General features: G+C 69.7%; 17 protein-coding genes and 1 tRNA gene. All 18 read left to right on the forward strand.

Going from position 1 to position 18733, the window contains the following annotated elements; all coding sequences use genetic code 11:
* Positions 1-44: 44 nt before the first annotated feature.
* The 18 genes from infB (at position 45) to BQ7391_RS07735 (ending at position 18728) form a co-directional block, all read left to right on the forward strand.
* Positions 45-2675 carry a translation initiation factor IF-2 gene (infB, locus tag BQ7391_RS07650; protein ID WP_075280062.1) on the forward strand — a complete coding sequence of 877 codons (2631 nt, stop codon included), beginning with the start codon at positions 45-47 and terminating at the stop codon, positions 2673-2675.
* A 51-nt stretch (positions 2676-2726) separates the two neighbouring features.
* Positions 2727-3140, forward strand: coding sequence for a 30S ribosome-binding factor RbfA (rbfA, locus tag BQ7391_RS07655; RefSeq protein ID WP_075280063.1), 414 nt, complete (start codon positions 2727-2729; stop codon positions 3138-3140).
* Between the two features lie 9 nt (positions 3141-3149).
* Positions 3150-4196, forward strand: a complete 1047-nt coding sequence (locus BQ7391_RS07660; protein ID WP_083662160.1) for a DHH family phosphoesterase — start codon at positions 3150-3152, stop codon at positions 4194-4196.
* A 2-nt stretch (positions 4197-4198) separates the two neighbouring features.
* Positions 4199-6370 (forward strand): tRNA pseudouridine(55) synthase TruB, encoded by a 2172-nt coding sequence (gene truB / locus BQ7391_RS12710; RefSeq protein WP_075280064.1) that lies wholly within the window; start codon positions 4199-4201, stop codon positions 6368-6370.
* Complete coding sequence (gene dnaG / locus BQ7391_RS07670; RefSeq protein WP_075280065.1) at positions 6367-8208, forward strand: DNA primase; 1842 nt, start codon at positions 6367-6369, stop codon at positions 8206-8208. The genes truB and dnaG overlap by 4 nt, the downstream gene beginning before the upstream one ends.
* 44 nt (positions 8209-8252) lie before the next feature.
* The gene (gene rpoD, locus BQ7391_RS07675) at positions 8253-9608 is read left to right on the forward strand and encodes an RNA polymerase sigma factor RpoD (RefSeq protein WP_075280066.1); all 1356 of its coding nucleotides are present in this window, start codon (positions 8253-8255) and stop codon (positions 9606-9608) included.
* 530 nt (positions 9609-10138) lie between these two features.
* A tRNA-Asn gene (locus BQ7391_RS07680) sits at positions 10139-10213 on the forward strand.
* Positions 10214-10344: 131 nt separating this feature from the next.
* Positions 10345-11169, forward strand: a complete 825-nt coding sequence (locus tag BQ7391_RS07685) for an ABC transporter permease (RefSeq protein WP_235858643.1) — start codon at positions 10345-10347, stop codon at positions 11167-11169.
* A 12-nt stretch (positions 11170-11181) separates the two neighbouring features.
* Positions 11182-11937, forward strand: a complete 756-nt coding sequence (locus tag BQ7391_RS07690) for an ABC transporter ATP-binding protein (protein ID WP_075280068.1) — start codon at positions 11182-11184, stop codon at positions 11935-11937.
* Positions 11938-12109: 172 nt separating this feature from the next.
* Complete coding sequence (pyrR, locus tag BQ7391_RS07695) at positions 12110-12661, forward strand: bifunctional pyr operon transcriptional regulator/uracil phosphoribosyltransferase PyrR (RefSeq protein WP_075280069.1); 552 nt, start codon at positions 12110-12112, stop codon at positions 12659-12661.
* Positions 12662-12680: 19 nt separating this feature from the next.
* Positions 12681-13616, forward strand: a complete 936-nt coding sequence (locus tag BQ7391_RS07700; protein WP_075280070.1) for an aspartate carbamoyltransferase catalytic subunit — start codon at positions 12681-12683, stop codon at positions 13614-13616.
* Positions 13600-14913 (forward strand): dihydroorotase, encoded by a 1314-nt coding sequence (locus BQ7391_RS07705; RefSeq protein WP_075280071.1) that lies wholly within the window; start codon positions 13600-13602, stop codon positions 14911-14913. The genes BQ7391_RS07700 and BQ7391_RS07705 overlap by 17 nt, the downstream gene beginning before the upstream one ends.
* Complete coding sequence (locus BQ7391_RS07710; protein ID WP_075280072.1) at positions 14910-15698, forward strand: dihydroorotate dehydrogenase electron transfer subunit; 789 nt, start codon at positions 14910-14912, stop codon at positions 15696-15698. Before BQ7391_RS07705 ends, BQ7391_RS07710 begins: the two co-directional genes overlap by 4 nt.
* Positions 15698-16642: a dihydroorotate dehydrogenase gene (locus BQ7391_RS07715; protein WP_235858644.1), complete on the forward strand. Its 945-nt coding sequence runs from the start codon at positions 15698-15700 to the stop codon at positions 16640-16642. Before BQ7391_RS07710 ends, BQ7391_RS07715 begins: the two co-directional genes overlap by 1 nt.
* Positions 16636-17358: an orotidine-5'-phosphate decarboxylase gene (pyrF, locus tag BQ7391_RS07720; RefSeq protein WP_075280073.1), complete on the forward strand. Its 723-nt coding sequence runs from the start codon at positions 16636-16638 to the stop codon at positions 17356-17358. Before BQ7391_RS07715 ends, pyrF begins: the two co-directional genes overlap by 7 nt.
* Positions 17359-17554: 196 nt before the next feature.
* The gene (mihF, locus tag BQ7391_RS07725) at positions 17555-17863 is read left to right on the forward strand and encodes an integration host factor, actinobacterial type (protein WP_075280074.1); all 309 of its coding nucleotides are present in this window, start codon (positions 17555-17557) and stop codon (positions 17861-17863) included.
* Complete coding sequence (gene gmk, locus BQ7391_RS07730; protein ID WP_075280075.1) at positions 17864-18469, forward strand: guanylate kinase; 606 nt, start codon at positions 17864-17866, stop codon at positions 18467-18469.
* Complete coding sequence (locus tag BQ7391_RS07735) at positions 18444-18728, forward strand: DNA-directed RNA polymerase subunit omega (RefSeq protein WP_075280076.1); 285 nt, start codon at positions 18444-18446, stop codon at positions 18726-18728. Before gmk ends, BQ7391_RS07735 begins: the two co-directional genes overlap by 26 nt.
* Positions 18729-18733 lie beyond the last annotated feature (5 nt).

An 18733-nucleotide genomic window follows, 5' to 3' on the forward strand; every position in this document is an offset into this window, starting at 1 on the left:
ATTGACAGACGGGCGCGTGCCCGAAGGTTTGGAAGGTAGGTCACATGGCAAAGACGCGCGTACATGACCTCGCGAAGGAATACGGGATGTCGAGCAAGGAGATGCTCGGGCACCTCGCCGACATGAAGATACCGGCCAAGTCGGCCTCCTCGACGCTCGAGGACGCCTACGTCTCCATCGTGCGCAAGAAGCTCAAGCCCATCCTCGAGGCCCGCGCCGCGGAGATCGAGGCCGCCAAGCGCGCCGAGGAGGAGGCCAAGGCAGAGGAGGCCCGCATCGCCGCCGAGCAGGCCGAGGCGGAGCGCATCGCCGCCGAGGAGCGCCGCGAGCGCGAGCGCGCCGAGGAGGAGCGCCGCCGCGCCGCGGCGGAGGCGGAGCGCAAGGCCAAGGAGGCCGCCAAGGCAGAGGCCGAGCGCAAGGCTCGCGAGGAGGCCGAGAAGAACCGCGTGCGCGACAACGCGCCGAAGTCCGTCCCGTCCTTCTCGTCCCTGCTCGACCAGATCGCGCAGCAGGAGGAGGTCCTCAAGCGCCAGGCCGAGGAGGCCGCGCAGAAGAAGGCCGCCGAGAAGGGCGGCCGCGCCCGCAGGGCAGACGGCGCGCGCCCGGCCGGCAGGCGCGGCCCCGCCCCCGCCCCCGCGGCGCAGCCCGGGCCGAGCGCCCCGGCGTCCGACGACGGCCGCCGTCGCGGGAAGAAGGGCCGCCGCGGCGGGGAGGGCGGCGAGGACCGCTACAGCCGCATGGCGCGCGAGGCCGAGGCCTATAACCGCAGCCGCGTCCTCGAGGAGGCCCGCGTGGCCGTCGAGGAGGCGTCGCGCGAGTCCACCGGACGGCGCAAGCGCCGCAAGGAGCGCCGCCAGAAGCAGGCCGAGCAGGCTGCCGAGCAGCATCGCATCGAGGAGGCCATCGCCAACGACCAGGACCTCTCGCAGCTCGACACCGTGAGGGTCCCGCAGGGCTCCACCGTGGGCGAGCTCGCCGAGCTCCTCGGCGTGCCGGCCAACGACATCATCAAGCGCCTCTTCCTGCTGGGCACCCCGCTCACGCTCACCGAGTCCATGTCCGACGAGCTCATCGAGCTCGTGGCCGACGACCTCGGCCGCGACGTCAAGGTCATGACCAAGGAGGAGGAGAACTCCTTCACGTTCTACGACGACCCCGCCGACCTCAAGCCGCGCCCGCCCGTGGTCACGGTCATGGGCCACGTCGACCACGGCAAGACGTCGCTGCTCGACGCCATCCGCCACACGGGCGTGGCTGAGGGCGAGGCCGGCGGCATCACGCAGGCCATCGGCGCCTCCCAGGTCAAGATCAACGGCCGCACGATCACCTTCATCGACACCCCGGGCCACGAGACCTTCACGGCCATGCGCGCCCGCGGCGCCAAGGTGACCGACATCGTCATCCTGATCGTGGCCGCCGACGACGGCGTCATGCCGCAGACCGTGGAGTCCATCAACCACGCCAAGGCCGCCGGCGTCCCCATCATCGTGGCCGTGAACAAGATCGACAAGCCCGGCGCCAACCCCGACAAGGTGCGCCAGGAGCTCACCGAGTACGGCGTCATCCCCGAGGAGTGGGGCGGGCAGAACATGTTCGTCAACATCTCCGCCAAGCAGAAGATCGGCATCGACGAGCTCCTCGAGACCGTCATCCTCCAGGCGGACGTCCTCGAGCTCAAGGCCAACCCGGACACCTTCGCCTCCGGCAACGTCCTCGAGGCCAAGCTCGACCGCGGCCGCGGCTCGGTTGCCACCGTCCTCGTGACGCGCGGCACCCTGCACATCGGCGACGCGCTCGTGGCCGGCATGGCCTACGGCCGCGTCCGCGCCATGCTCGACCCCAAGGGCAACTCCGTCACCGAGGCCGGCCCCTCCGACGCCGTGGAGATCCTCGGCCTCCAGAGCGTGCCTATGGCCGGCGACGAGTTCCGCGTCTTCCAGGACGACCGCGACGCCCGCGACCTCGCCGACCAGCGCGCCCTCAAGGCCCGCATCGAGGAGCAGAACCGCGTCAAGCACGTCACGCTCGAGAACCTCTTCGACACCATGGCCGACGCGGAGGTCAAGGAGCTCAACCTCATCATCAAGGCCGACGTCCAGGGCTCGATCGAGGCGCTCCAGGACTCGCTCGACAAGATGGACCAGTCCGAGGTCCGCATCAACACGATCCACTCCGCCGTCGGCGCCATCACGGAGACCGACGTCGTCCTCGCGGACGCCTCCAACGCTATCATCATCGGCTTCGGCGTGCGCCCGGAGGCCAAGGCCCGCGCTGCCGCGGAGCGCGACGGCGTGGAGATCCGCACCTACAGCGTCATCTACAAGGCGATCGAGGACATCGACGCCGCCCGCATCGGCATGCTCAAGCCCACCGAGGTCGAGGTCCAGACCGGCACCGCCGAGGTCCGCGACACCTTCAAGGTGCCCAAGGTGGGCATCGCCGCGGGCTGCATGGTCCAGGACGGCGAGATCTCCCGCGACGACCAGGTCAGGCTCGTCCGCGACGGCATCGTCGTCTACGACGGCAAGATCGCGTCGCTGCGCCGCTACAAGGACGACGTCAAGAGCGTGAAGGCCGGATTCGAGTGCGGCATCGGCCTGGAGAACTTCCAGGACGTCAAGCCCGGCGACATCATCGAGGGCTACCGCATCGACCAGGTCGCGCGCACCGAGTAGTCACGGACGGGGCGGGGCCGCGCGGCCCCGCCCCGCTTGGGGGCATAACCAATGAAGCAGAACCAGTACTCGAGAAGGACCAACGCGCTCGCGAGGGAGAAGCTCGCGAGCATCCTGCTCTTCGAGGTGTCCGATCCCGACCTCGCGCTCGTCACCGTCACGGGGGTCGAGGTGTCGGTCGACAAGTCGCTCCTGCGGGCGTTCGTGAGCTGCGACGCCGAGCGCTACGACGAGGTCACCGCCGCGCTCGCGCGCGCCAAGGGCCGCATCCGCTCGCTCTTGGGCCGCTCGCTCGGCTGGCGCGTGACCCCCGAGCTCGACTTCCGCATCGACACCACGACCGACGAGGCCGAGCGCATCGCGCGCGCCCTCGAGGACGTGCCGCCCACCATCGGCGTCGAGAAGGACGAGTTCGGCTACCCGGTCTCCGACGAGCCGGATGGCGAGAAGATCGACGGGGAATAGGGGGTCCGCATGCTGGGGGGATCCATGCCCGCCGAACAGGCCGCGCAGTTCGACGCGATCGCGCGCCTGATCGAGGGGGCGCGCACGGTCGTCGTCTGCGCGCACACCTCGCCCGACGGCGACGCGCTCGGCTCGGGCCTCGCCCTTGCCGAGATCATCGAGCGCACCTGGCCGGGCCGCGAGGTCACGAGCCTGCTCGCCGACGACGACGTCGTCCCGCGCACCTACGAGTTCCTGCCGGGCGCCGACGGCTTCGTGCGCGCCTGCGCCTACGAGGGGTCGCCCGACCTCTTCGTGTGCGTGGACCTCTCGCAGCCGGGCCGGCTCGCCGACGCCCGCGCCGTGCTCGAGCGCTCGGCCCACGTGGCGGTGCTCGACCACCATCCCGGGGGCGAGCCGAGCTGGGACGCCGGGGTCGTGCGCACCGACGCCGCGGCCGCCGGCATCATCGTCGCCGAGTTCGCGCGCCACGTGGGCTGCGAGCTCACGCCGACGATGGCGCAGAACCTGCTCTGCGCCCTCATGACGGACACGGGCTGCTTCCAGTACCAGAACGCCAACGGCGAGGCGTTCTGCGTCGCGAGCTCGCTCGTCGAGGCCGGCGCCTCGCCGTCCGAGGTGTCGCTGCACGTCTACCAGAGCGACCGGCTCGCCTACATCCACCTCTCCGCCACCGTCATGAGCCGCATCACCACCTTCGAGCAGGGCAAGATCGCCTACAGCTACGCCACGTCGGCCGACTTCGCCGCCACGGGCGTGCCCGTCGCGGAGTGCGACGGCCTCGTCGACCTCGTCCGCCGCGTCGACGGCTGCGAGGTGGCCCTCTTCCTGAAGGAGGTCCCCGGCGGCAAGGTCCGCGGGAACCTGCGCGCCAAGTCCGACCGCGACATCTCATCGATCGCCCGCGAGATGGGCGGCGGGGGGCACGCCGCCGCGGCCGGCTTCACCGTGGACGGCGACATCGACGAGGCCCTCGCCGTCGTCCTGCCCAAGCTCCGCGCCCTGTATGCCCGTGCAAAAGGGACAGGCACTTTTGCACGCTCTGCGGAGAGCTGACGTTGGCCCGCCGTCCGAGCGCGTTCTCGGCGCTCATCGCCATAGACAAGCCCGCCGGCATGACGAGCCACGACGTCGTCTCCCGCGTCCGCCGCGCGGTGGGGGAGCGGCGTGTGGGCCACGCCGGCACGCTCGACCCGGCCGCCACCGGCGTCCTCGTGGTGGGCATCGGCCAGGCGACCAAGCTCCTGGGCATGCTCACGCTCGACCGCAAGGGCTACGTCGCCACCTTCCAGCTCGGCGCGGAGACCACGACGGATGACGCCGAGGGCGAGGTCACGCGCACGGCCGAGGTGCCGGACGAGCTTCTCGATGGTCGTGCCTCCCCGCGCGTCGAGGCCCTCGTGGGCTGGCACGACCAGGTGCCTCCCCAGTACTCCGCGGTCTCCGTCAACGGCCGTCGCGCCTACGACGCCGCACGCGCCGGCGAGAGGGTCGAGCTCAAGGCTCGCCGCGTCCGCATCTACGAGGCGGCCCTTATTGGCGTGGACCGCAGGGCGCGCTCCTGGGAGGTCCGCCTCGACGTCTCCAAGGGCACCTACGTGCGCAGCATCGCGCGTGACCTGGGTCGTGAGCTCGGCTGCCTCGCGCACGTGCGCGAGCTCACCCGCACCTTCGCGGGCCCGGTCACGCTTGCCGACTGCGTGAGCCTCGCCGAGCTCGAGGCGGGCGGAGCCGCGCTCGTGCGGGAGCGCTGTCTCGACCCGGCACGCGCGCTCGGGCTCCCGGCGCGCGAGCTCTCTCTCGATGAGCTCGCCGACGTCGCCAACGGCCGGCGCATCGCCTTGGGCACCGCCCGGTGCGGCGTGGTCTCCCGCGAGCCCGCGCAGGGCGAGCGCGTCGCCCTCACGCTGTGCGGCGGGCTTGCGGGCATCTGGCGGCGCGACGGGCGCCATCTCGTCTGCGAGGCAAACTTCCCTCAGGCCATCGAGGGCGTCCGCGAAACGCCCCTGCCCTCCGAGCTCTCTCCCGAGCGCCCGCTTCCCCCGCAGGCGGCGGGGTCGCTCGTCCGCGCTTCGCTCGGCTGCGACGGCGGGCCCAGGTCGCACGCCTGCTGCGACGTCGAGCTCCTGGGCGGCGTCGTCAGGGGGTGGGCGTCCTTCCAGCGAGACCTCACGCTCGTGCCCCCCGAGCGTGGCGAAGACTCGCGCCTCATGCGACGCTTCTCGCCCGGTCGCGACCGCTTCGTGTGCGCCATCGGCGCCTTCGACGGCCTCCATCGCGGCCACCGCGCCCTCATCGCGCGCGCCCGCGCCGAGGCCGACGCCCGCGGCGCGCGCCTCATGGTCGTGACCTTCACGCCGGACCCGGCGCGCGTTCTGGGAGGGGAGGGCGCCCCGCGCGACCTCCTGCTCGCCGGCGAGCGGCCGTCCCTCATCCAGCGGAGCTGGGACGTGGACGCCGTGCTCGTGGTCGACTTCACCCCCGAGGTCGCCGCGCTGCCCTACGAGCGCTTCGTCCGCGACGTGCTGGGTGCCTACTGCGACGTGTCTGCCCTCGTCGTGGGGGAGGACTTCCGCCTGGGCGCGGGCGGCCTCGGCACCGTCGAGGCCCTGCGCGCGCTTGGCGAGAAGGACGGGTTCGACGTGACGGGCGCGCCCCTCATGCGTGACGGAGGCGCCCCGATAACCGCCACCCGCATCCGCGACCTCCTCTCCGAGGGGAGGGTCGAGGAGGCGGCAAGCCTGCTCGGCCGCTGCCACCGCGTCTACGGCTCCGTCGAGCACGGGCGCGGCGAGGGCACGGGGTTCGGTTTCCCCACGGCAAACGTGCGCGTCGAGGAGGGGCTCGCGCTGCCCGCCGAGGGCGTCTACGCCGGCTTCGTGAGCGTTGATGCGGCGTCGGGGGAGCCCGAGCGCCGCGCCTACCCGGCCGCGATCAACGTGGGCAAGCCGAGGTCCTTCTCGCCCGGCGAGGAGGGGGAGAGCTTCCTCGAGGCCACGCTTCTGGGCTTTGGGGGCGACCTCTACGGCCGGGGCGTCTGCGTGACCTTCGTGCGCTGGCTGCGCGCGCCGCGGCGGTTTGACTCGGTGGGGGAGCTCGAGCGCACCGTCCTCTCCAACGTGGACTGGGTGCGCCGAACCCTTGGCGGGGAGGGCATCGTGCTGCAGCGCGTGCCCGACTTCTCGCTCGCCGAGCTGGTCGCCCGCTCGAGGGGGGAGGCGTCGTCGTGATCACGGACGAGGACAAGGAGCGCGTCCGCCAGGCCACCGACTTCGTGCAGCTCGTGGCCGAGACCGTCGAGCTGCGACAGCGCGGACAGGAGTTCTGGGGGTGCTGCCCCTTTCACGGCGAGAAGAGCCCGTCTTTCAAGGTGAACCCGGCGACGGGCCTCTGGCACTGCTTCGGCTGCGGGGACGGCGGCGACGTCTTCTCCTACGTGCAGCGCCGCGAGAACCTCGACTTCCCCGACGCCATCCGCTACCTCGCGGACCGGGCCGGGATCGAGCTCCAGGAGGAGCGGGGCGGCCGGCGCGGCCCCAGGAAGACCCGCCTCATGGAGGCGCTCGGCGCGGCCGAGGAGTACTACCACACGATGCTCATGCGGGGCAGGGGCGCGGGGCCGGACGAGGCGAGGCGCTACTTCGCGGGCCGCGGCTTCGGCTCGGCCGTCTGCCGCCGCTGGGGGCTTGGCTTCGCTCCGGGCCGCGGGCAGCTCGTGGCGCAGCTGCGCGCCAAGGGCTTCACGTCCGCCGAGCTGATCGCGGCAGACCTCGCCCAGGAGCGCTCGGGGCGCGTCATGGACCGCTTCTACGACCGCGTGATGTTCCCCATCCACGACGAGCAGGGGCGCACCATCGCCTTCGGCGGCCGCGTCATCGGGCCCAAGCGCGACAACGTGGCCAAGTACGTCAACACGCGCGACACGGCCGCCTTCAACAAGGGCAAGCACCTCTTCGCCTACGACCGTGCCAAGGAGACGATGGCCGCCACCGGCGAGGCCATCGTCTGCGAGGGCTACACCGACGTCATCGCCATGCACGAGGCCGGCTTCACCAACGCCGTGGCCGCGCTCGGCACGGCCTTTCGCCTGGACCACGTGCGGCTCATGGAGCGCCAGCGCGTGAGCAGGATCGTCTGCATGTTCGACGGGGACGCCGCGGGGCAGCGCGCCGCCGAGCGCGCGGTGCGCTACATCGACAAGACCTCGGCGGCGCTGCTGTGCGTGGTGCTGCCGGACAACCAGGACCCGATGGAGTTCCTCTCCGCCCACGGGGCCGACGCGCTCCGCCCCATCCTGGCCGCCGCGCGCCCGCTCATGGACTTCGTCTTCGAGAAGCGCCTGGCGGGTCTCGACCTCTCCGCGCCGGGGCTGCGCGTCCGCGCCCTCGCGGACATGGCCCAGCTCCTGGCGCCGCTCAAGCACTCCGTCCTTCTCGACGAGTACGCCACGCGGCTCGCGGACACCCTCGGCATGGACGTCGCCGAGACCAAGCGCGCGATTCGCGAGGCCAAGGTCGCGGAGGCCGAGGAGGACCGCCCCCCGGCGCGCGCGGCGGCACGCAGGCCGTCCCGGGCCCAGGCCGGCGCGGCGGGGTATCGCGCCCTATCCGCCGACGACCGCATGCAGGTCGCGGCCGAGCGCGAGCTGCTCGGTGCCATGGCGCAGCGCCCGGAGGCCTTGAGGCCCTATGCCGAGCGCATAGCCGCCCTCTCGTGGTCCGACGCCCGCCACGAGGCGATGGCGTGGGCGATGCTCTCGACGCCGGAGGGGACGAGCCCCGCCGCGGCGGTCGCGGCGGCGAGCTCCGTCGTCCCCGAGGCCCCCTCGATCCTCTCAGGCGGGCGCGTGATGGGCGACGACGAGCTCTCGGACGCCGAGAAGCTCGACTTCATCGTAGACACCGCCGAGCTCTGCTCGTGCCGGAGGCGGATTCGCCAGATACGTGCGGCGCTCAGCTCCTCGTCGCGCCCCGACGAGGAGTCGCAGGCGCTCTTCCGCGAGGCTACCGAGCTTCAGCGTCGGGTGAACGAGTTGGTCAGGACACTATCCTCGGTATCGTCCGAGTAGGTTTCGGGTATAATCTCGAAGTTCATGCGTCGAAGGGGAGATACGTGGCAGGAAGCAAGAAGAAGTCAGACAGCAAGCTCTCCGAGGAGCTGACCCGCGTCCTCGACGAGCTCGCCGGCGGCGCCAAGGCGTCCGCAAGCGTCTCCGAGGACGACATCCAGCTCGCCATCAGGGACATCGACGTCGACTCGGAGGAGCTCTCCGACCTGTACGACGCGCTTCGCGCGAAGGGGGTCGAGATCACGAGCAACGAGTCCTCCGGACAGGAGTTCTCCTCGGGGGACGACACCGAGGACGACTTCGACGACGATGACGTCTCGAGCGACGAGTTCGACGACGAGGAGGGCGAGTCGGAGAGCGCGGCCGAGGCCAAGGCCGTCAAGGAGGCGCTGCGCTCCGTGCCCAAGGCCAAGACCGCCAAGCCCAAGCGCTCCAGCCGCGCCCGCGCCCGCAGGCAGGACACCTCCACGGTCATGCTAACCGGCGACCCGGTGCGCATGTACCTCAAGGAGATCGGCAAGGTCGACCTGCTCACGGCCTCCGAGGAGGTCCACCTCGCCATGAAGATCGAGGCGGGCACCGAGGCCACCGACAAGCTCGAGGCCGCCGAGGCGGGCGAGCTCGAGCTCACCCGCGCCGAGCAGCGCCGACTCATGAGGATCGAGCAGGTGGGCCTCGACGCCAAGCAGCAGCTCATCTCCGCGAACCTGCGCCTCGTGGTCTCCATCGCAAAGCGCTACGTCGGCCGCGGCATGCTCTTCCTCGACCTCATCCAGGAGGGCAACCTCGGCCTCATCCGCGCCGTCGAGAAGTTCGACTACACCAAGGGCTTCAAGTTCTCCACCTACGCCACCTGGTGGATCCGCCAGGCCATCACCCGCGCCATCGCCGACCAGGCGCGCACCATCCGCATCCCGGTCCACATGGTCGAGACCATCAACAAGCTCATCAGGGTGCAGCGCCAGCTCCTGCAGGACCTCGGCCGCGACCCCACCCCCGAGGAGATCGGCGCCGAGATGGGTATGAGCCCGGACCGCGTGCGCGAGATCCAGAAGATCAGCCAGGAGCCCGTCTCCCTGGAGACGCCCATCGGCGAGGAGGAGGACTCCCAGCTCGGCGACTTCATCGAGGACTCCTCGGCCGTGGCGCCCCCTGAGGCCGCCTCCGACTCCATGCTTCGCGAGCAGCTCGACCAGGTGCTCGACGGCCTCGCCGACCGCGAGCGCAAGGTCATCAAGTTCCGCTTCGGCCTCGAGGACGGGCACCCGCGCACGCTCGAGGAGGTCGGGCGCGAGTTCGGCGTCACGCGCGAGCGCATCCGCCAGATCGAGTCCAAGACCCTCGCCAAGCTGCGCCACCCGAGCCGCTCCGGGCGTCTCAAGGACTACATGGAAGACTGACCGTCCTTCTCGCCCCGCCCTGCGGCCCCGCACCCCCACGGTGCGGGGCCGCTTCTCGTGAGGGGCAAGAACGCCGAGCATGCCCCTGCGCACGGTCTCTGCCCCTCTCGGCCCTAATCCGTGCATGTGGGCATGCTCGCCCGCGCCCGAGGTTGCTCTGCGGCGGGGCGCCGGGCTGGGCATCCCGCAGCGGCGTTGCGAAATCAGGGGTCGTGGCAATTCTCGGGTCCGCGGCGTTGCCGCTTTGGGGGTCATGGCAACCGGGCCGGAGCGCCAACAGGGCGTTCTTCTCGCTCTGCTGCGGAATCCGGGGTCGTGGCAGGCCAATTGCTGCCACGACCCAGGATTCCGCAGCGCCTCTGTCGACAGGACTGCCACGACCCTCAAAACGGCAACGCGGGGGAGGGGGCGGGCGAGAAGGACGTCGCGCCCTGGCGCCACCGCCCCTCGCAAAAGAAATCTGAGATTTCCCCTTGCGTCCGGTTTCGGAATCTGTATACTCTTCTCTTGTGCGAACGCGCACACCACATTCCCCGGTGGCGCAGTGGTAGCGCAGCTGACTGTTAATCAGCGTGTCGTAGGTTCGAATCCTACCCGGGGAGCCAGTACATGCGAGGGCCGGCAGACGATGCCGGCCCTTTTCCTATGGCTCCGCTAACCTCTGCCGTTTCTATGACTCCCGACGCCCTGTGTTAGGATTTCAACGCAACAGCCCATCCGCATGCCGGGAGGAACCGTGAGCCACACCATCGAGGCGGCCGACAGGGCCGCGCACGTCACCGGCGCGCTCGCCAAGGACCGCTTCATCCTGCAGCAGCTCGTGACCAAGGACTTCAAGCTGAGGTACCGCCGCTCGGTCCTCGGCGTCATCTGGAGCGTCCTCAACCCGCTGCTCATGATGATGATCATGAGCTTCGTCTTCTCGTACTTCCTGCGCGGCTCCAACGTGGAGAACTACCCCCTCTACCTCATCGTCGGCAACATCACGTTCTCGCTCATGAGCGAGGCCACGAACGGCGGCCTGACGTCCATCATCAGCGCCGCCCCGCTGCTCAAGAAGGTCAAGGTCGACCGCTGGGTGTTCCCGGTCCAGAAGGTCTTCTCCGCGATGATGAACTTCGGGTTCTCGCTCATCGCCGTCGTCGTGGTCATGCTGTTCTTCCAGGTCATGCCCACCTGGCACATCGTCTGGATGATCCCGGCGCTCTTCCTGCTCATGCTCTTCTGCATTGGCATCAGCCTGCTCATCGGCGCCGCCGCGGTCTTCTTCCGCGACATGATCCACCTCTGGAGCGTCGCCCTCACGGCCTGGACCTACCTCACGCCCATCTTCTGGGACCTCTCCCTGCTCACCAACGCCGGCGCCCCCCAGATCGTGGTGTGGGTCGTCAAGGCGAACCCCATGTACAACTACCTCGAGATGATGCGCTGCGCCATCGTGTACCAGTCGAGTCCCACCACGACGGTGCTCCTGCTCGCGGTATTCTGGGCGCTGCTCATGCTCGTCATCGGCTACTTCGTCTTCCGCAAGACCGAGCACAAGTTCATCCTCTTCATCTAGGGCGGTATCCCCATGGCTGACACCACCGGCTCCGAGTACGCGATCGAGGTCAACGACGTCTCGATGATCTTCAACATCGCGAGCGAGCAGCTCAACAACCTCAAGGAGTACTTCATCAAGATCATGAGGCACGAGCTCTTCTTCAAGGAGTTCCGCGCGCTCGACCACGTGAGCTTCAAGGTGCGCCGCGGCGAGGTCGTCGGCCTCGTGGGCACCAACGGCTCCGGCAAGTCCACGATGCTCAAGTGCATCGCCGGCGTGCTCGAGCCCTCGGAGGGCTCGATCGTCGTGCGCGGCAACATCGCCCCGCTCATCGAGCTCGGAGCGGGCTTCGACCCCGAGCTCACCGCCCGGGAGAACATCTACCTCAACGGGTCGCTGCTCGGCTACTCCCGCGAGTTCGTCGACGAGCACCTCCAGGAGATCATCGACTTCGCCGAGCTCCAGGACTTCATGGACATGCCGCTCAAGAACTACTCCTCCGGCATGGTGGCGCGCATCGCCTTCGCCATCGCCACGGTGACCGAGCCGGACCTCCTCATCGTCGACGAGACGCTCTCCGTCGGCGACGTCTTCTTCCAGGAGAAGTGCGAGCGCCGCATCCAGAGCTTCATCGACTCGGGCAACGTCACGGTGCTCTTCGTGTCCCACTCCATGAAGCAGGTGGAGCGCATCTGCGAGCGCGCGATCTGGATCGAGAAGGGCGTCCAGCGGATGGACGGCCCCGTCGAGGAGGTCGTCGAGGCGTACGAGCGGCAGTTCGGGTAGGAGGCCCGCGCGGCAGTGTCCCGGCGCGGCCGAATGGTGTACACTGTGGGGGATTCTTTAAGCCGGTGCGAGACGCCAGCAAGGTCAGGTCCTCCCGGGGACGCTCTCATAGCCTTATCTCGACGCTCGTGCCGGCATACGGCAGGGCGTCTTTTTGTGAGAAGGGAGTCCCATGGAACAGCCACAGCTCAAGGCCCAGATTATGGACGGGCAGGCCATGAGCCGCGCGCTCACCCGCATCGCCCACGAGATCATCGAGAAGAACGAGGGGGCCGAGGGCATCGCGCTCGTGGGCATCGTGCGCCGCGGCGCCGCGCTCGCGCCGCTGCTCGCCGACGAGATCGAGAAGATCGAGGGCACGCGCCCGCCCGTGGGCACGCTCGACGTGAGCTTCTACCGCGACGACGTCCGCCGCAAGATCGCGCCCGTGGAGTTTGGCACGGACATCCCCTTCGGCGTCGACGACCGCGACATCGTCCTCGTCGACGACGTCCTCTACACCGGCCGCACGATCCGCGCCGCGCTCGACGCGCTCATCGACCTCGGCCGCCCGAGAACCGTCCAGCTGGCCGTCATGATCGACCGCGGGCACCGCGAGCTTCCCATCCGCGCCGACTACGTGGGCAAGAACGTCCCCTCCTCGCACGAGGAGGACGTCCGCGTGACCATCGCCCCGTACGACGAGACCAACTCGGTCTCCATCTGGACCAAGCCCACCGAGTAGCACAGGAGGTGCCAACCACATGCTGTCCGTCAAGCACCTGATCGACACGACGAGCCTCACCGCGGACGACATCACACAGATCCTCGACACGGCCCGCTCGTTCTCCGAGGTCAACAAGCGCGCGATCAAGAAGGTCCCCGCGCTGCGCGGCCGCACGATCGTGAACCTCTTCCTCGAGCCGTCCACGCGCACCAAGAGCTCCTTCGAGCTCGCCGAGAAGCGCCTCTCGGCAGACTCCCTCTCCATGGGCGGCGCCACGAGCTCCGTCGTGAAGGGCGAGAGCCTCGCCGACACCATCGAGACCATCGACGCCATGAACGTCGACATGTTCATCTGCCGCGCGAAGCTCGCCGGCACGCCGCAGAAGATCACCGAGCACACCGACGCCATCGTCATCAACGCCGGCGACGGCAAGCACCAGCACCCCACGCAGGCGATGCTCGACCTCTACACCATCCGCGAGAACTTCGGCCACCTCGACGGCCTCAAGGTCGCCATCGTCGGCGACCTCTCCCACAGCCGCGTGTGCGGCAGCCTCGTGCCCGCGCTCAAGACCATGGGCGCCGAGGTCACGCTCGTCGGCCCGCCCACCTTCCAGGTGGACGACCCCGACTACTACGGCGTCCCGCAGACCGCCGACCTCGACGCCGTCATCCCCGAGATGGACGTCGTCTACATGCTGCGCGTCCAGCTCGAGCGAATGGAGGGCGCGGCCATCCCGTCCCGCCGCGAGTACAACCGCCTCTGGGGCCTCGACATGGCCCGCGTGGACAGGATGAAGCCCGAGGCCATCATCTGCCACCCCGGCCCCATGAACCGCGGCATGGAGATCAACGCCGACGTGGCCGACTGCGCGCGCTCGCGCATCCTCGACCAGGTGAACGCCGGCGTCCTCACGCGCATGGCCGAGATGTACCTGCTTCTGGGAGGAGAGAACAATGGCGTATCTGCTTAAGGGTGCCCACGTCGTCGACCCGCAGGTGGGCCTCGACGACGTCCGTGACGTGCTCATCGACGGCGACAGGATCGCCGCGGTGGGGGAGGGCCTGGACGCTCCCGAGGGCGCCGAGGTCATCGACGCCGCCGGCAAGTACCTCGTCCCCGGCCTCGTGGACATGCACGTGCACTTCCGCGACCCCGGCTTCGAGTACAAGGAGACCATCGAGACCGGTGCCCGCGCGGCCACCCACGGCGGCTTCACCGACGTGGCCACGATGCCCAACACCGACCCGGTGACCGACAACGGCGCCGAGGTCCGCTACCAGATCGACCGCTCCCGCCACGCCGGCCTCTGCCACATCCGCCCGATCGGCGCGCTCACGGTGGGCGAGAGGGGCGAGACGCTCGCGGAGATCGGCGACATGGTCATGGAGGGCGCGGTCGCCTTCTCCGACGACGGCCACGGCGTCCAGAGCGCCGGCATGATGCGTACCTGCATGGAGTACGTCTCCCAGTTCGACAAGGTCGTCTCCGCGCACTGCGAGGTCGAGTCGCTCACCACGCACGGCGTCATCAACGAGGGCCGCGCCTCCACGCGCCTCGGCATGTTCGGCTGGCCCGCGCTCGGCGAGGAGCTTGAGATCTACCGCGACATCGAGCTCTGCCGCATGACCGGCTGCGCCCTGCACATCGCCCACATCTCCACCGAGAAGGGCCTCGAGCTCGTCCGCGCCGCCAAGGCCGAGGGCCTGCCAGTGACCTGCGAGGTCACCCCGCACCACCTGTTCCTCTGCGAGGACGACATCACCGACGCCTACGACACCAACCTCAAGATGAACCCGCCGCTGCGCACCGCCGCGGACGCGGCGGCTCTCCGCGAGGGCATCCTCGACGGCTCGATCGACTGCATCGTGACCGACCACGCCCCGCATGCCCCGCACGAGAAGGACTGCGAGTGGGAGATCGCCTTCTTCGGCATCGTGGGCCTGGAGACGTCGCTGCCGCTCATGCTCACCAACCTCGTGCTGCCGGGGAAGATGAGCTGGTCGCGCCTCGTCGAGGTCATGGCCGTGAACCCGCGCCGCTGCCTGCGCCTGCCGGAGATTCGCGTGGAGGCCGGAAGCACCGCCGACCTCACGCTCATCGACCCCGCGGTCGAGGTCACGGTCACCGAGGACTGGCTCCAGAGCCGCTCCAAGAACTCGGCGTGGCTCGGGGCAACCCTCACGGGCGCCGCGTGCGACGTCTTCGTCGCCGGACGCCACACGCTCACGGGCGGCGAGGTCACGCCGGTCAAGCGGGTCCTGCGATGAGCGCCGGGCTTGGCGTCCACGACTTCACCGTCGTCACAAACGAGCGCGTCGCGGACGGTCTCATGCGCATCGTCTTCTCCGCGCCCGAGCTCGCCTCCGCGCTCGCCCCGGGCCAGTTCGTGAACGTCCACGTGCCCGGCGACGCGAGCCAGATCCTGCGCGTCCCGCTGTCCTTCAGCTGCGCGGATGCCGCGGCCGGAACCGTGGAGATCGTCTACGCCGTCGTGGGCGACGGCACGCGCCGCCTCTCAGGGATGGCGGCGGGGGAGACCTCCACGGCCGTCGGGCCCTGCGGAAACCCCTGGCCGGCCGTCGAGGGCGCCCGTCGCGCCTGCGTCGTGGCCGGTGGCGTGGGCGTGACGCCCATCGTCGCGTGCGCCCGCATGCTCGCCGCGTCGGGCGTGGCCTTCGACGCCGTCGTGGGCGCGCAGACCTCGGGCAGGCTTTGGGGCGCGGACGCGCTCGAGGGCCTCGGTGCCGGCACCGTTGCCGTGACCACCGACGACGGAACCGCTGGCCGGCGCGGATTTACCACCGACGCCCTCGCCGACCTTCTCGCCGAGAAGGACTACGACGTCGTCTACACCTGTGGCCCCGAGGTCATGATGGCGGGCGTCGCGCGCCTCTGCCGCGAGGCCGGCGTGGCCTGCCGCGTCTCCATGGAGCGGATGATGTGCTGCGGTTTTGGCGCGTGCGGCACCTGCAACGTGGCCATGGCCGACGGCACCTACAAGTCCTGCTGCAAGGACGGCCCCGTCTTCGACGCAGAGGAGGTGGCGTGGTAATGGCCGAGAAGAACATGGCCGAGAAGAACGCGAGCATGGCCGTCGACCTCGGCGGCGTGCGCATGCAGAACCCCGTCAACACCGCCTCGGGCACCTTCGCCTTCGGCTCGGTCTTTGAGGACTTCTTCGACGTCTCCCGCCTGGGCGCGATCACCCTCAAGGGCTGCTCGGCCGAGCCGTGGCCAGGCAACCCGGCGCCGCGCATGTGCGAGGTGCCGTGCGGCATGATGAACACCGTGGGCCTCGCGAACCCCGGCGTGCGCGGGATGGTGGAGCAGTACGGCGAGTACCTCGCCGGGCTCGAGCGCCGCGGCTGCCGCGTCATCGTGCAGGCGGCCGGGCACGCGGTCGAGGAGTACGTCGCCGCGGTCGAGCTCATCGAGGAGCTCTGCCCGTGGGCGAGCGGCGTGGAGATGAACATCTCCTGCCCCAACATCGCCCGCGGCGGCGTCCTCGTGGGCGGCACGCCCGAGAGCGCCGCCGAGGTCGTGCGCGCGGTGCGCCCGCGCGTTCACCGGCCGCTCCTCGTCAAGATGGCGCCCGTCCGCGTGCCCGAGGTCGCGCGCGCCTGCGAGGCCGAGGGCGCGGACGCCCTCTCGCTCATCAACACGATCAACGGCATGTCCATCGACGTGCGCACCCGCAGAAGCCGCCTCTCCAAGCCCACGGGGGGCGTCTCCGGCCCCGCCATCCACGCCATCGCCGTGCGGATGGTCTGGGAGGCGGCGCAGGCCGTCAAGATCCCCATCAACGGTATGGGCGGCATCGCCACGTGGCAGGACGCCGCCGAGATGATCCTCGCCGGCGCCACCTCGGTCACCGTGGGCACCGCCAACTTCTACGACCCCTCCTGCGCCGCCCGCATCGTGGAGGGCCTCGCCTCCTGGGCGGCCGAGCAGGGCGTCTCGGACATCAACGAGCTGATTGGAGCCTTCGAATGCTGACGTACGAACAGGCAAGCGACAAGATCATCATCGCTCTGGACTGCTCCAAGGAGCGAGCCTTCGAGCTCGCGGAGCTGCTCGCCGGCAAGGCCACGTGGGTCAAGGTGGGCATGACGCTCTTCTACGCGGAGGGCCCCGCCATCGTGGACGCCATGCGCGAGCGAGGGCTGCGCGTCTTCCTCGACCTCAAGGTCCACGACATCCCGTTCCAGGTGCAGGGCGCCGTCCGCGCCGCCTCGCTCACGGGCGCGGACATCCTCTCCATCCACGGCCTCGGCAGCTCCGCGATGATCGCCGCGGCGCGCAAGGGCGCCGAGGAGGCGGCTGAGCAGCGCGGCGGCGACCGCACGCGCCTCGTCGCCATCTCCGTGCTCACGAGCATGGACCAGGCGGCGCTCTCCGAGATCGGCGTGGAGTCGCCGGTCGCCGAGGAGGTCGCGCGCCTCGCGAGCCTCGCCTACGGCTCCGGCGCGGACGGCATCGTCTGCTCGCCGCAGGAGGCCGCCGAGATGCGCGCGCTTCTCGGCCCAGACGCCCTCATCGTCACGCCCGGCGTTCGCCCCGCGGGCGCCGAGGTGGGGGACCAGAAGCGCATCGCCACGCCGGCCGCCGCGATCGAGGCCGGCGCGTCCAAGCTCGTCATCGGCCGCCCGATCACGGGCGCCGACGACCCCGTCGCCACCTTCGACGCCATCTGCGCCGAGCTCATGGCGTAGGCGGCCGCGATGTCCTGAGCTGCGCTTTTGTTGAGCCTGATCGCGACGGCCCGTGGCGTCGCCGTGATGGTTTGCCCCTTGACCTGCACCTTTGGTGAAGAAGGGTTGCAAAAGCGGAGCTAAATGGGCACACTAGATTCTTGCGAAGCCGTCAGGCAGGGCCCTGCGGCTCACCGGATTGAAATGGAGGAACACCATGGCTCTACCCCAGCTTACCGACGAGCAGCGCAAGGCCGCTCTCGAGAAGGCCGCCCAGGCTCGTCACGAGCGCGCGGAGCTCCGCGAGAAGATCAAGAGCGGCAAGGTCGCCCTCGAGGACGTCCTCGACTCCGACGACCCCATCGCCAGCCGTATGAAGGTCTCCACCCTCATCGAGTCGCTCCCCGGCTACGGCAAGGCCAAGGCCTCCAAGATCATGGACGAGCTCGGCATCTCCGCCACCCGTCGCGTCAAGGGCCTCGGCGCCCGCCAGCGCGAGCAGCTCGTCGAGGCTCTCTCCAAGTAGGTGGCGAGAAGAGCTCGGCTCTTCGTCGTATCCGGACCGTCAGGCGTGGGCAAGGGAACGCTCGTCTCGCTCCTTCGCGAGAGGCTCCCGCGCCTGGGCCTGACGGTCTCTGCAACGACGAGGGAGCCACGACCCGGCGAGAAGGACGGCGTCTCCTACCACTTCCTCGATGACGACGAGTTCGAGCGTCGCGTCGAGGCGGGCGAGTTCCTCGAGTGGGCGTGGGTGCACGGGCACCGCTACGGCACGCTGAGGAGCGAGGCCGACCGCCTGCTCTCCGAGGGCCGCTCGGTGGTCCTGGAGATTGACGTGCAGGGCGGCATGAGCGTGCGCGCGGCCCATCCCGACGCCGTGCTCGTCTTCATCGAGCCCCCCAGCATGGAAGAGCTCGAGCGGCGCCTGCGCGGCCGCGGGACCGAGGACGAGGCGTCCGTCGAGCGCCGCCTCGCCAACGCCCGCAGCGAGATGGAGCGCGCCGGAGAGTACGACGCGCGCGTCGTCAACGACGACCTCGAGCGCGCCGTGCGCGAGCTCGCCAGTGTTATTGAACGCTTTGAGACTAACGGAGGTCCCACGAACGATGTCTGTGACCAAGCCCGAGATTGACGCCCTGCTCGATAAGACCGAGCACAACCCCTTCCTGCTCTGCTCGATCGCGTCCAAGCGCGCCTGCGACATCAACAACATGGTGCGCGGCCAGCACCTGCGCGTGACCGCCATCCAGGACTTCGACGACATCACGACCGTCGTCTCGGGCAAGGACCCCGTGTCCGTTGCCATGAAGGAGATCGAGGACGGCACCCTGAGCTTCGTCAAGGAGGACTTCGACGAGGACATCAGGGGCGCCAACACGATCGCACTGTAGGCGCT

The sequence above is a fragment of the Thermophilibacter provencensis genome, from assembly GCF_900128445.1.
GTDB lineage: Bacteria > Actinomycetota > Coriobacteriia > Coriobacteriales > Atopobiaceae > Thermophilibacter > Thermophilibacter provencensis.